Raw genomic sequence first — 13,562 nt, 5'->3', positions numbered from 1 at the left:
TATCGCAACTAGCTGGTTTTTACTTGTCTCACCTCCAGGGTAGGAAGTGGACTCGCCTTAGTTTTTAGAATATTCAAGACACTTAAACAGTGTTTTGAGAACTCAAGATACTGATGCTTTCGCATCAGTATTATTTTTCGCACTAACGTAATCACATCAACAACAACGAATCGTCATCAATGCGCCTTTAGTTAGTACTATCAGCTTTCCAAATTGTTAAAGAGCGGGCTTAAAAAAGCCAAAGATAAAATTTCATTTATCTTTGGCATCTCTAACCTATGCATGTATTTATCATTATGATAAATCTAAATGGTGGAGCAATGTGAGTGGGATCGAACCGCTTTTATAGCGTCTTGATCAAACTAATTGAACCAACAAGTAAATGGTGGAGCTATGCGGGATCGAACCGCAGACCTCCTGCGTGCAAGGCAGGCGCTCTCCCAGCTGAGCTATAGCCCCATTTACATGCAGTGAGATTAATATCAAGTAACCAATCATAAGATTGGCGAAGCCAAATCGAATTTTAACAAGTTAATTCAATGCGACGTTTCCACTCTTATTACAAGAGTCTAAACGAGTATTTAATTAACGCAGATAAAATGAAGATTTGGTGGGTCAGAGTGGACTTGAACCACCGACCTCACCCTTATCAGGGGTGCGCTCTAACCAGCTGAGCTACAGACCCATTCTTTTTGGTCTTTTAACCCTTACTCGGCGTTACTTTCTTCGTTTCTCAGTCATGTGCTAAAAGCACACTCCCTGCGAGACTCATCAAGTGCCTTGATTAAGAATCAAAATCCTCAAAAATACCTTTCGATATCTTTCTCTTTCTTTCTATCAAGTAATCTGTGTGAACACTCACATGCATTGCTGCACTTTAGGTATTGAGTTAGTCGTATAGGTAAGGAGGTGATCCAGCCCCAGGTTCCCCTAGGGCTACCTTGTTACGACTTCACCCCAGTCATGAACCACAAAGTGGTGAGCGTTCTCCCGAAGGTTAAACTACCCACTTCTTTTGCAGCCCACTCCCATGGTGTGACGGGCGGTGTGTACAAGGCCCGGGAACGTATTCACCGTAGCATTCTGATCTACGATTACTAGCGATTCCGACTTCATGGAGTCGAGTTGCAGACTCCAATCCGGACTACGACGTACTTTGTGAGATTAGCTCCACCTCGCGGCTTTGCAACCCTCTGTATACGCCATTGTAGCACGTGTGTAGCCCTACTCGTAAGGGCCATGATGACTTGACGTCGTCCCCACCTTCCTCCGGTTTATCACCGGCAGTCTCCCTAGAGTTCCCACCATTACGTGCTGGCAAATAAGGATAGGGGTTGCGCTCGTTGCGGGACTTAACCCAACATTTCACAACACGAGCTGACGACAGCCATGCAGCACCTGTCTCACAGTTCCCGAAGGCACACCAGAATCTCTTCCGGCTTCTGTGGATGTCAAGAGTAGGTAAGGTTCTTCGCGTTGCATCGAATTAAACCACATGCTCCACCGCTTGTGCGGGCCCCCGTCAATTCATTTGAGTTTTAACCTTGCGGCCGTACTCCCCAGGCGGTCTACTTAATGCGTTAGCTTGGGAGCCCAGTGACTAAGTCACCAAACTCCGAGTAGACATCGTTTACGGCGTGGACTACCAGGGTATCTAATCCTGTTTGCTCCCCACGCTTTCGTACATGAGCGTCAGTCTTTGTCCAGGGGGCCGCCTTCGCCACCGGTATTCCTTCAGATCTCTACGCATTTCACCGCTACACCTGAAATTCTACCCCCCTCTACAAGACTCTAGTTCACCAGTTCTAAATGCAATTCCCAGGTTGAGCCCGGGGATTTCACATCTAGCTTAATGAACCGCCTGCGTACGCTTTACGCCCAGTAATTCCGATTAACGCTCGGACCCCTCGTATTACCGCGGCTGCTGGCACGAAGTTAGCCGGTCCTTCTTCTGTAGGTAACGTCACAGCAGCGTGCTATTAACACGCTACCTTTCCTCCCTACTGAAAGTGCTTTACAACCCGAAGGCCTTCTTCACACACGCGGCATGGCTGCATCAGGGTTTCCCCCATTGTGCAATATTCCCCACTGCTGCCTCCCGTAGGAGTCTGGGCCGTGTCTCAGTCCCAGTGTGGCTGATCATCCTCTCAGAACAGCTAGGGATCGTCGCCTTGGTGAGCCATTACCTCACCAACTAGCTAATCCCACCTAGGTTCATCCAATCGCGAAAGGCCCGAAGGTCCCCTCCTTTCCCCCGTAGGGCGTATGCGGTATTAGCAGTCGTTTCCAACTGTTATCCCCCTCGACTGGGCAGATCCCTAGGCATTACTCACCCGTCCGCCGCTCGTCAGCAAAGAAAGCAAGCTTCCTCTCTGTTACCGCTCGACTTGCATGTGTTAGGCCTGCCGCCAGCGTTCAATCTGAGCCATGATCAAACTCTTCAATTAAAGTTTTTTGAAATACTCTGTTAGGAATATCTCGGCTCAATGAATTCTGATTTACACCTTATAAACTCGGAAGAATCTATAAAATGCTTGTTACATATTGCTATGAACATTCATCGTTGCATTGAGTTGAAATTTTTTGATTGCCAACATTCCGAAGAACAGAAGACAATTTCGAATAACTCAATACCTGTGAATGTCCACACAGATTACTTGATAAATTGTTAAAGAGCGTTGATGCTATCTTTCATGCATCGCCGTAAGACGCTAGGTCGTTGGCTTGGGCTGCGTATTTTACGCATTCCCTTTATGGCGTCAAGTGTTTTTTCAAACTTTCTTTTCGCTGCTGAACTCAGTGTTTTGAGGCACTTAATTCAACCTAACCCGGTGACTGCTTGCGCTGTCTGCCGTGTCAGTGGATGCGCATTATAGGCAACACAAGATTTAGTGCAAGCGCTTTTATTGATGAAACGTATTGAACGTCGAACTTTTATGCAGATCGATTCTTTTTTAGCTTTTTTGCTTAAAGAACCATCTTCAATGAAATGGGAAATGCTTGTTTTTGATATTTAAGTGACTTTTAAGCTCAATTTTTCAACAGCGGTCTGGTTTATCTGGTAATTTTTAATTAGTATGTAATAGTATTTAACAGTTATTTATCATTTTTATATTCATTAGAGATTATTTTATGCAGAAATCATTCGTGATTGTTTTGATTGCGGCGCTTCTTGGCGCTTTTGTTTTTTCTCAGTTTGGCGGTACACCATCTTCGGTAGCGTTTATTGCTGGTGTAGTCGTTGCGACGTTAATTTTCACCTTTATGCCATCTAGCGGTTCATGTTCTTCTGATGAACCTTATGTTGGCCCTACCATGACACTATATGTAGGCAATTTGCCTTACCGTGTTCATGAAGGAGAAGTAAAGGCATTGTTTGGCGAATACGGACCGGTTAACTCAGTTCGTTTAGTGCGAGACCGTAAAACAGGACGTCGTAAAGGATTTGGTTTTGTTGAGATGTCTGAAGCGGGCGCACAGAAAGCAATGTCGAAATTAAACGACTACAGCTTTCAAGAACGCACGTTAAAGGTAAGAGAAGCTAAATCACAAGAATCTGATTCAGATAATAGCTAATTGCTATTTAAAGTAGATTCTTATCACTGTTCAATTTAAGCAGTGTTGTTAGTCGGTTATGGTTACCAGCGAAAAATCACCAAAACCATAATCGACTAATGTTCCTTTTAATCCCTCGCTAATACCTTTCGTGTAACAAGCTTGTAAGTGCTTATTCCCTTGCTGTTCTTTACTTAATAGAAATCTCACTCGCTTTGCAACTGCCTCTCCTGAATCCAGTAATGCCACATCACTTCCTAAGCATTGACTAATTTCCGCCGCGATTATGGGGAAATGTGTACAACCAAGCACTAGCACATCGATATCTGATTCTATAATAGGCAATAGCAGTTGTTTTAATACGATTAAGTCTATCGGTATCTGCGCAACATGTTGCTCTGCTAGTAGGACTAACTCCGACGTACCAAACAATTCAACCTTACAACCTTCTGCAAATTGGCTAATTAATGCCTGAGTATAATCTCGCTTTACTGTACCTGGAGTTGCCAGCAAACCAATGTGTTTTTTCTTTGATAGCATCGCAGCAGGTTTAATTGCCGGAACCACACCGACGATAGGGATCGATAATTGCTTACGTAATTCGGGTAGCACTAGAGTGCTGGCGGTATTGCACGCCACAACAACAATACTGGCATTGAGACGTCTAGCATGAAAGGTTATCAATGCAACACAGCCCACGATTAATTCTTGCTCTGATAAGTTTCCATAGGGTAAACGTGCATTATCAAATAAATAGCAATAATCATGCTGTGGCAGTAGTTTTCTAATTTCATTCATAACCGACAATCCGCCGATACCAGAATCAAACACTAAAATAGGTCCAGACAATATGGGCTCCAAATATGTATATGCTCAGCATTAATCATCATGTAACTTTATACTTAGGCGCGTAATACTAGACATGAGCGTCATTTAGTATAATATTTGCGCCCATTTTTACAGCCTTAGGTGGACGATATGAATTTAGCTGCAATGGACCCTAAAAACTACGATGCACAATTACAACAAAAGCGCATCAAGCTAGAGCAGACCTTTGCCAGCTTCAACCCACCCGCACTCGAGGTATTCGCTTCAGAAGTAGCGAATTACCGTATGCGTGCAGAATTTAGAATGTGGCACGAAGGCGATGACCTATATTACTACATGTTTGATAAAGCACTGAATGCAAAAGTGCGTTGCGATCAATATTTACCTGCTGGTAAATTGATTAATCAAATGATGGCGACTTTGATTGAAGAATTAAGACCCAATCCGGCGTTACGCCACAGACTATTTCAAATTGATTTTTTGTCGACATTAAGTGGTGAAATACTGGTTTCTTTACTTTACCACCGCCAGCTTGATGAAGAGTGGCGTGAACAAGCGACTCAATTAAAAGCAAAATTATGTGCCCAATTCAATGTTAATATTATTGGCCGTGCGCGTAAGCAGAAAATCGATTTAGATAAAGATTTTGTGGTTGAGACCTTAACGGTTAATGAACAGGTATTGCATTACAAACAAATTGAGAACAGTTTTACCCAGCCCAACGCGAAAGTGTCTGTAAAAATGCTGGAATGGGCGATTAATGCCACTAAGAACAGCCAAGGTGATTTACTTGAACTGTACTGTGGTAATGGCAATTTTACGATTGCACTCGCTCAAAACTTCAATCGAGTATTAGCAACAGAGTTGGCTAAACCTTCTGTTGACGCTGCGCAGTACAATATTGATATCAACAATGTCACTAACGTCCAAATTATTCGTATGTCGGCAGAAGATTTTAGTGATGCTATGGCTAAAAAACGTCAATTTAGACGTTTAGAGGGTATCGATTTAGACAGTTACGATTGCAATACTATCTTTGTTGACCCACCACGCGCAGGTATTGATTCTGAAACATTGAAGCTAATCCAAGGTTATGAGCGGATTTTATATATCTCGTGTAACCCAGAAACCCTCAATGATAATTTACTGACGTTAAGTCAAACCCACAAAATAACTCGCTTCGCGCTATTTGACCAATTCCCTTACACTGACCATATGGAATCTGGCGTTTTGCTAGAACGTTTATAATTAAAAGATGCTATTCAAACAGGGGGCAAAAAAGTTATGCCTCGTTTGATAAAACAGACAATCGATTAGGCTCGATTGTCTATTTTATGTTGTAACGCTTCAGCCCCAGTAGCAACCATACGCAAATGTAGTACTAATTGATCGGCTAATAATCTTCGTTCACTACGTTTTGAATCCAACGCTGATGCGCCCGCATTGAAGACTAAAATAACGAGAGCTTCAGCTTGAGCACGCGCTAACACAGGAGTGCGATTTGTCTGTGCTTCAGTATAATGAGCAAGTTCAGATATGAAGTGCTCAATTTCACGCTCAACGGCAGCTCTAAATGCTGCAGAGGTACCAGAACGTTCATGTAACAGTATTCTAAATACGTTCGGATTTGACTCCAAGACTTCCATAAAAGTGTCGACAGAAATACGGATTACACTGCCACCCGCTTCAGCACGTTGACGCCCTTTACGCATCATTTGACGTAGGGTTAATCCACCTTCATCAACCATGGTCAAACCCAGTTCGTTCATATCTTTAAAATGACGATAGAAAGATGTTGGTGCAATACCCGCTTCGCGAGCCACTTCACGTAAGCTTAAGCTAGAAAAACTTCGCTCAGCATTAAGCTGATTAAATGCAGCATCAACTAATGCTCGACGAGTTTTTTCTTTTTGTTGTGCTCTAACACCCATTACTAATCCATTCAATCACTATTAATTCACAGATAATACCGTTTTTAAAACAGAAACACAGCCCTGTTAAACTTGACCATGGCTAGCTCATTAAGTTAAATTAGCGTACAATTGTACGCTCAACCTTCTTTTAAACCTATTTATTGGAACCCTATTAAATGAAAAAACCTCCAATCATTTGGCTTAATACACTGTTATTTGCCATTACTTTTATTGGCGCTCTAGTATTAGTCCCTTGGCGTGGTATTACCCATGGCTTTGATGGCATTGAATGGATTTCGTTTGTTATTTTTGCTTACGCAAGTGGTCTATCGATCACTGCGGGTTACCACAGATTATGGTCTCATAAAGCTTATAAAGCTCACTCTTCGGTACGTTTTTTATACGCACTAGGTGGGGCGCTCGCACTTCAAAACAGTGCATTACACTGGTGTAGTGATCACCGCGTTCATCACAAACATGTTGATAATAATGATAAAGATCCATATTCCGCAAAAATGGGATTTTGGTATAGTCATATCGGTTGGATGCTGCGCGAGTATCAGGCAAGTCGTTATAGTGATTATAACAATGTACGTGATTTACAAAATGATCGTATCGTTATGTGGCAACACAAACACTATTTAGCTTTAGTGATACTAATGAATATTGGTTTGCCAGCATTTATCGGTTGGTTAAATGGCGATATTCTATCTATGGTATTAATGGCAGGCTTATTGCGTCTAGTGGTAGTACATCACTGTACTTTCTTTATCAATTCATTGGCTCATATCTGGGGTAAACAACCGTACACAGATAAAAATACAGCTAAAGATAATGCCATTTTAGCATTGTTTACGTATGGAGAGGGTTATCACAACTTTCATCATATTTTCGAAAATGATTACCGTAACGGTATTAAATGGTGGGATTACGATCCAACCAAATGGTTAATCAAGCTAATGAGTTGGTTTGGCTTAACCAGTAATTTACGTCAAGTTCCACAAGAACGTATTGAAAGTGCCCGTTTGCAAATGCAGCTTTTAGAGGCTCAAAATCAGGTTGCTCACTTACCTAACTGTGATGAAATAATTGAAAAATTTCAAACAGAGTATGAGCTAATGAAGCAACACTTAGTTGAATATTATCAAGCTCAAAAAAGCTTGTTAGAAGCAAAACGTAAGCAACTAACTGACCATAACCTCAAACAGCAGGTACAATTATTACGTAATCAATTTCTTGAGCAACAACGTAATTGGAAAAGCTTAACAGCAGCCTATGCACAGTAAAGCTAATGCTTAACTATTTAAAAGGTCACGTACATACGTGACCTTTTTTATTTTGAGCAATCCCAAATAATGCCACTATTACCCTCAACTTAAGATATACCCCGTTTTACAATTCATTCTTTCTACGACCCCAAAATAGAGGTCTGTCGTTCGTTGCTGTAGCAACTATGTGTATTGGCTCACACGACAATCAATTAAGTGCAACACTCACTGAACATGTGTTCGCGTATATTACCTTTACTCCTTACCACCATGCTCACCTAACTGCCGCATGACATTAGCGATACATTGAATTGACCTAAAAATAAAATAAGCTAATGTTCATAATAATATTTTTATAGCTTTAAAAAAGATCGACTAAGTTTGATAAACGACTAAAACACAAGATATTCTGCCTAATAATGATTATAATTGCTGCTCAATTCGCCATCGAAAGATCAACTAATATGTCTCAGCAAGCAATCAAACTAACCGAATATAGCCATGGCGCAGGCTGCGGCTGTAAGATCTCCCCTAAAGTATTAAGCACCATTCTTGCATCACAACTCCCCGTATTTACTGATCCTAACTTATTAGTGGGTAATCAAACCCGTGACGATGCCGCTGTCTATAAGCTAAATGAACAAACTGGCATTATCAGTACCACAGACTTTTTTATGCCCATTGTGGATGACCCATTTACTTTTGGCCGAATTGCAGCCACCAATGCCATCAGTGATATATACGCTATGGGTGGTACTCCCATAATGGCGATTGCCATTTTAGGCTGGCCAATTAATAAATTACCCGCAGAAGTAGCACAACAAGTAGTAGATGGTGGACGTCAAGCCTGTGCCGATGCCGGTATTATGTTGGCTGGAGGTCACAGTATTGATGCTCCTGAACCTATTTTTGGATTAGCCGTAACAGGGCAAATTCCGCTTGAACAAGTAAAACAAAACGATACCGCCAAAGCAGGCGATCGTTTATACCTCACCAAACCGATTGGTATTGGTATTCTGACAACAGCACAGAAACAGAAAAAACTCCGTGATGAAGATAGTCTAATTGCGCCTGATGCGATGTGTCAGCTCAACAAGATTGGTATCGATATTGCTAAAATTGTTGGTGTTAATGCATTAACAGACGTAACGGGGTTTGGACTGGCCGGCCACTTAATTGAAGTCTGCCAAGGCGCAAAACTTAAAGCTAACTTAGTGTTATCCCAAGTGCCTTTATTACCAAAAGTAAGTGATTACTTGGCTCTTGGCTGTATTCCTGGCGGAACTCATCGTAACTTTGACAGCTATGGCGAATATTTACCGCCTTTAACTGATGATCAAAAAGCCATTCTCTGCGATCCACAAACCAGTGGAGGATTATTAGTTGCAGTGAGTGCTGAAGCGGAAAATGAACTTAAAGCATTATTAGAAACCAATGGAATTGAAGCTATTTGTATCGGGAGACTCAATACCTATAAACCGAGTTCTGATGGCCATGATGTTCTTGTGGAATTAAGCTAATGAGCGAGGTTATTCCCAGTTCTGAATATGGCAGAATACTATTAGAAGGTCGTCCATTAATTGATGTGCGTGCACCTGTCGAATTTATCAAAGGTGCATTTAGCCATTCAATTAATTTACCGTTAATGCAAGACGGTGAACGCGAGAAGGTAGGAACATGCTATAAACAACATGGTCAGGACGCTGCTATCGCATTAGGCCATGAGCTGGTAACCGGTAAAGTTAAACAACAGCGTATCGATGCTTGGCAAGCTCAATTGTCTCAACACCCAGACAGTTACTTATATTGTTTCCGTGGCGGTTTACGTTCGCAGCTATCACAGCAATGGATTAAAGAATCTGGCTTAAACATCCCTTATATTCAAGGGGGTTATAAAGCCATGCGCACTTTTTTAATTAATGCTATCGAACAAACCCCCAGCCAAACCAAAATGCTCATTTTAAGTGGCATAACGGGTAGCGGTAAGACAGAAGTGATTAATCAGCGAGATGAGTCTGTCGATCTTGAAGGCATAGCAAATCATCGCGGATCGAGCTTTGGCAAAAATATTGACCCGCAGCCCAGTCAAATTAACTTCGAAAATAACTTAGCTGTTTCATTACTAAAACATCAAAAACAGCAACATAATCACTTACTGTTAGAAGATGAAAGTATTCTGATTGGTCGCTCTGCCCTGCCACACAGCTTTTACCACGCCATGCAACAAGCTGAAATTATTGTGCTCGATGAACCATTAGACGCACGTTTACCGCGTTTATTGCATGACTATGTAGAGGGAAAACTTGCTGATTATGAGTCTCGCTTGGGTAAACAAGCTGGTTTCGATGCATTTGCTGCTTATTTGACTCAAAGTTTACTGGGGATCCGTAAACGCTTAGGCGGTAAACTACATCAAGAACTGCAAGACTTAGTAGATAAAGCACTTAGTGCGCAACAGAATCAAAATGATACCAGTAAACATCTAGACTGGATAAGCCAGTTACTCACTATTTATTATGACCCAATGTACCAGTATCAACTTGAACAGAAAAAAGATAGAGTCATATTTCAAGGTAATAGACAAGCCATACACCAATGGTTAGATAACCATAAGTCATAAAGCACTTCATTATAAAGCCCTCATGATGAGGGCTTTATAATGTCTGGTACCTTCAGCATATAAGTTAACTATATTTAACTCCTCTAACCTAAACGGATGATTAACACTTTCAATGAATGATTCACCAGCGTTCAAAAAACACACACCGTAAAACATTTATTAAAATTGAATTAACTATATGAAAATCATTTAGTTAACAGCGAATCCCACGGTAAGTTGGCACTGCCGACTACAATAAAATTGGGGTTTTCTAACGTTTCACGCTCATTGTAGGTCATAGGCTGTAAATTTATATCAATTAGCGCACCACCAGCTTCTTCAATAATAATTTGTGCAGCTCCCGTATCCCACTCACCAGTTGGTCCTAAGCGAACATAGCAGTCTGCTCTGCCCTCTGCGACTAAACAACTTTTTAATGCTGCTCCGCCCATCACCACTAATTCGCAATGGTTCGGTTTATTAAGTAACTTTAATACCGATTGAGGATCTTGACGACGACTTACCGCTAAACGTAAATGTTCTGGTTCATCACCGGTTAATTGTTTACTGGTAATACGTATTTCGTTCTTACCATCACGTTTATAGGCACCTAGTCCAGCTATTGCGTAATAACACACCTTAGTCATCGGCACATAAACCACCCCCATAATTGGACGATTATGTTCAATCAAGGCGATAATGACAGAGAAGTCACCACTTCCAGCAATGAACTCGCCAGTACCATCAAGTGGATCAACTAACCAATAACGCTTCCATGTTTCACGTACACTTAATGGAATATCTGCGGCTTCTTCACTTAAAATAGGAATATCGGGTGTTAGCTCTGCTAACTTACTGCAAATAATATCATTGGCAGCTAAATCAGCAGACGTCACTGGGGTGTTATCTGACTTAATTTCGCGTTTAAAGTTACCTTTTAGGTAAATATCACGAATTTTTTGTCCAGCTTCTGTCGCAATGTCTATGACTTGCTCAATTACATCTTCTGGCTTCATTACTACTCCAATTACTGGATTCGAGAAAGATGACCTGACAAGGACACCAATAAATACGGCTATTGCCTATTCTATGTGCGATTACATGGTGAATTCAATACGCCAAAATAAGTTACCTATTTAGCGTTTTTCAACTTCAGCTATTTTTCATCAGCAAGCTGATGAGTTGATCCAGCCAAATATTGTTGAGTTAAAAAAAGGGCACTTACACTGCGAGACTCGGAGAAATCAACATTATCGATTAATAACTGCCAATCAGATAATGGCCAAGGTATCACGTCAATTGGCTCAGGCTCGTCACCTTCTAAACGACTAGGGTACAGTTTTTCTGCTACAAAAATGTGCATTTTGCTGGAAAAATAACTTGGCGCAAGAGATAGCTCTTTTAAATGGGTCAATTGATAACTACCAAAACCGATTTCTTCTTGGAGCTCTCTATTGGCAGCTTCCATTGCAGTTTCACCTGGGTCAATCAACCCTTTAGGAAAGCCTAGCTCATAACTATCAGTACCTCCAGCATATTCGCTGGCGAGTAACAAATTACCTTGATGAATGGGAACAATCATCACAGCCCCTCTGTTGCTCCCTTTCATGCGTTCATATTGACGTTCTACGCCATTAGAAAACTTAAGGTGTACCTGCTCAATTTGAAACAGTCTGCTTTTGGCAACAATTTCGCTATGCAGGGTCTCCGGCTTTTTTTGCCGATGTGTCATTGAAGCCTCGTGTGACGAATTAATAGATACAGGATACAATCTTACTATGCTAGGTATATTCTACAACCGGAATTTATATGTTTCCTTGGTATAACATAGACACAGTACTGCTAGATATGGATGGTACCTTGTTAGATTTACACTTTGATAACCACTTTTGGTTACATCTCGTGCCACAACAATTAAGCATTCAACGCCAAATAAGCTTGGATGAAGCCAATACACTCGTCAAACAAGCTTATTACGATGTGGTCGGCACCTTAGATTGGTATTGTCTTGATTACTGGCAACGCTACTTACAACTCGACATATTGGCATTACACCATGCATCCGCAGAAAGAATTAAACTTCGCCAAGACAGCATGCCTTTTTTACAGGCTTTGGCTGGAGCAAGTAAGCAACGTATTTTGTTTACCAATGCCCATCCGCAAAGTTTAGCGCTTAAGCTAACTCATACCAATTTAGCCCATGGATTAGACGATATGTTATCGAGTCATGAGAGCGGTTACCCTAAAGAACATCCGCAGTTTTGGCTATATGCATTTGATAAATTTAAGTTAGATCCTGCTCGATGCTTATTTATAGACGACAGCGAAGTAATTTTAGCAGCATCAAAAAAGGCAGGCGTAGGTTATCAGCTCGGAATTAAAAACCCAGATAGCCAAAAACCTCATATTGAATTTGCCGACTTCCCAGCAATTACCGATTACCAGCCACTATCACTGGCACTTCAATCTGTATAGCCATTATTGAAGCAATAGAAACGACTATGGTATTTGAAACTACGGTAAACAAGGGACATTATCTTAACTAATACCAAGAATACAAATACATGGTCACGAATATAAAAACGCCTTGATAGTGATATCAAGGCGTTAATTATTCAAGGAGACTTATTGATTACAGTCCAGGCACAACACCTTGATAGTTAATAGGGTAATACCCTTGGCTGTCTTGTCGACCTAAGAATGATAACGAGTCTCGTAAATCTTTAGGCTGAGCATCGGTCGGTTTAATTTTAGCACTGACCTTAACCAAGTTTGACTCGCCTAGAGTCGCGGTTCCCGTTAAGCCTAATACGTTTTGGGTTTCATCAGTGGCGATTTGTAATTGGCCATCAAGACAACTGAGCCCCAATGCGATATTGCCCAATGGGTACACACCATATTGATTTTTAACATTTGTATTATTTAAAAATAATTTACCGTTTAATTGCTCACACCATGGCTCGCCTTGCTTTAAGGCTTCAACCATTAAGCTCACGTCACCATCAATTTTAGTTTTAAAAGGTAAGCGAGCATCCGCTAATAAAAAGCTGTCGGGTAGATCAATACGGATATTTTTCGCACTCAGCCCTGATAATGACCAACTAATACTGCCTTTACCATTTACAGGTGTAGCACGACTGCCGACGTTAATATCGATATTAGCTTTACCAGCTAATAGTCCCCACGGGCTTAATTTCCAGCTAACCTGTTCAATCTGTTTTTTATCAATGGTGATTAATGCCGCTTTTCCTTGCCAAAGCGTACCCTCAGCACCGCTGATAGCCACATTACTCGGCAATGGAGCAATACTGACTAACCAGTTTGCCGGTAAATAAACCAATAAAAACACTAGGTAAATAATGACGCCAATGACTATTTTTGAAAATAAGCTCACAAAAA

11 protein-coding genes, 2 tRNA genes and 1 rRNA gene are annotated in these 13,562 nt (G+C 41.2%); 6 read left to right on the top strand and 8 right to left on the bottom strand.

Annotation, left to right across the window (positions count from 1 at the left end; all coding sequences use genetic code 11):
• Positions 1 to 383: 383 nt before the first annotated feature.
• The 3 genes from FCN25_RS10970 to FCN25_RS10960 all read right to left on the bottom strand — a co-directional run bounded on the left by FCN25_RS10970 (position 384) and on the right by FCN25_RS10960 (position 2,447).
• Positions 384 to 459: transfer RNA gene (locus tag FCN25_RS10970), tRNA-Ala, on the bottom strand.
• Between the two features lie 149 nt (positions 460 to 608).
• Positions 609 to 685: transfer RNA gene (locus FCN25_RS10965), tRNA-Ile, on the bottom strand.
• Between the two features lie 217 nt (positions 686 to 902).
• Positions 903 to 2,447, bottom strand: a 16S ribosomal RNA gene (locus FCN25_RS10960).
• A gap of 685 nt (positions 2,448 to 3,132) precedes the next feature.
• Here FCN25_RS10960 and FCN25_RS10955 point away from each other — a divergent pair.
• Complete coding sequence (locus FCN25_RS10955) at positions 3,133 to 3,576, top strand: RNA-binding protein (RefSeq protein WP_137224686.1); 444 nt, start codon at positions 3,133 to 3,135, stop codon at positions 3,574 to 3,576.
• Between the two features lie 48 nt (positions 3,577 to 3,624).
• Here the strand turns inward: FCN25_RS10955 and murI are convergent, their stop codons facing one another.
• Positions 3,625 to 4,404, bottom strand: a complete 780-nt coding sequence (murI, locus tag FCN25_RS10950) for a glutamate racemase (protein WP_137224684.1) — start codon at positions 4,402 to 4,404, stop codon at positions 3,625 to 3,627.
• A gap of 129 nt (positions 4,405 to 4,533) precedes the next feature.
• Here murI and trmA point away from each other — a divergent pair, with 129 nt between their 5' ends.
• Positions 4,534 to 5,631 (top strand): tRNA (uridine(54)-C5)-methyltransferase TrmA, encoded by a 1,098-nt coding sequence (gene trmA, locus FCN25_RS10945; protein ID WP_137224682.1) that lies wholly within the window; start codon positions 4,534 to 4,536, stop codon positions 5,629 to 5,631.
• A 65-nt stretch (positions 5,632 to 5,696) separates the two neighbouring features.
• Here trmA and fabR read toward each other — a convergent pair whose 3' ends face one another.
• Positions 5,697 to 6,314, bottom strand: coding sequence for an HTH-type transcriptional repressor FabR (fabR, locus tag FCN25_RS10940; protein WP_137224680.1), 618 nt, complete (start codon positions 6,312 to 6,314; stop codon positions 5,697 to 5,699).
• Positions 6,315 to 6,472: 158 nt separating this feature from the next.
• On the opposite strand from fabR, the gene FCN25_RS10935 reads away from it, so the two are divergent.
• The 3 genes from FCN25_RS10935 to mnmH all read left to right on the top strand — a co-directional run bounded on the left by FCN25_RS10935 (position 6,473) and on the right by mnmH (position 10,184).
• Positions 6,473 to 7,582 carry a fatty acid desaturase gene (locus FCN25_RS10935; RefSeq protein ID WP_137224678.1) on the top strand — a complete coding sequence of 370 codons (1,110 nt, stop codon included), beginning with the start codon at positions 6,473 to 6,475 and terminating at the stop codon, positions 7,580 to 7,582.
• A 446-nt stretch (positions 7,583 to 8,028) separates the two neighbouring features.
• A complete protein-coding gene (selD, locus tag FCN25_RS10930) occupies positions 8,029 to 9,084 on the top strand; it encodes a selenide, water dikinase SelD (RefSeq protein ID WP_137224676.1) in 1,056 nt (351 codons plus the stop codon).
• Positions 9,084 to 10,184, top strand: a complete 1,101-nt coding sequence (mnmH, locus tag FCN25_RS10925; RefSeq protein ID WP_137224674.1) for a tRNA 2-selenouridine(34) synthase MnmH — start codon at positions 9,084 to 9,086, stop codon at positions 10,182 to 10,184. The genes selD and mnmH overlap by 1 nt, the downstream gene beginning before the upstream one ends.
• A gap of 185 nt (positions 10,185 to 10,369) precedes the next feature.
• Here mnmH and cysQ read toward each other — a convergent pair whose 3' ends face one another.
• Both cysQ and nudE read right to left on the bottom strand, forming a co-directional pair.
• Positions 10,370 to 11,179 (bottom strand): 3'(2'),5'-bisphosphate nucleotidase CysQ, encoded by an 810-nt coding sequence (gene cysQ, locus FCN25_RS10920; protein WP_137224672.1) that lies wholly within the window; start codon positions 11,177 to 11,179, stop codon positions 10,370 to 10,372.
• Between the two features lie 140 nt (positions 11,180 to 11,319).
• Positions 11,320 to 11,895 carry an ADP compounds hydrolase NudE gene (gene nudE / locus FCN25_RS10915; protein WP_137224670.1) on the bottom strand — a complete coding sequence of 192 codons (576 nt, stop codon included), beginning with the start codon at positions 11,893 to 11,895 and terminating at the stop codon, positions 11,320 to 11,322.
• Positions 11,896 to 11,972: 77 nt separating this feature from the next.
• Here nudE and yrfG point away from each other — a divergent pair, with 77 nt between their 5' ends.
• Positions 11,973 to 12,638, top strand: coding sequence for a GMP/IMP nucleotidase (gene yrfG, locus FCN25_RS10910; RefSeq protein WP_137224667.1), 666 nt, complete (start codon positions 11,973 to 11,975; stop codon positions 12,636 to 12,638).
• 157 nt (positions 12,639 to 12,795) lie between these two features.
• Here yrfG and FCN25_RS10905 read toward each other — a convergent pair whose 3' ends face one another.
• Complete coding sequence (locus tag FCN25_RS10905) at positions 12,796 to 13,557, bottom strand: type II secretion system protein N (protein ID WP_137224665.1); 762 nt, start codon at positions 13,555 to 13,557, stop codon at positions 12,796 to 12,798.
• Positions 13,558 to 13,562 lie beyond the last annotated feature (5 nt).

Origin of the sequence: Shewanella sp. MEBiC00475 (assembly GCF_005234075.1) — a bacterium.
Classification (GTDB): Bacteria; Pseudomonadota; Gammaproteobacteria; order Enterobacterales; family Shewanellaceae; genus Shewanella; species Shewanella polaris.
The sequence above is the reverse complement of the archived record's forward strand: the minus strand, read 5'-3'. Positions and strand labels throughout refer to the sequence as shown.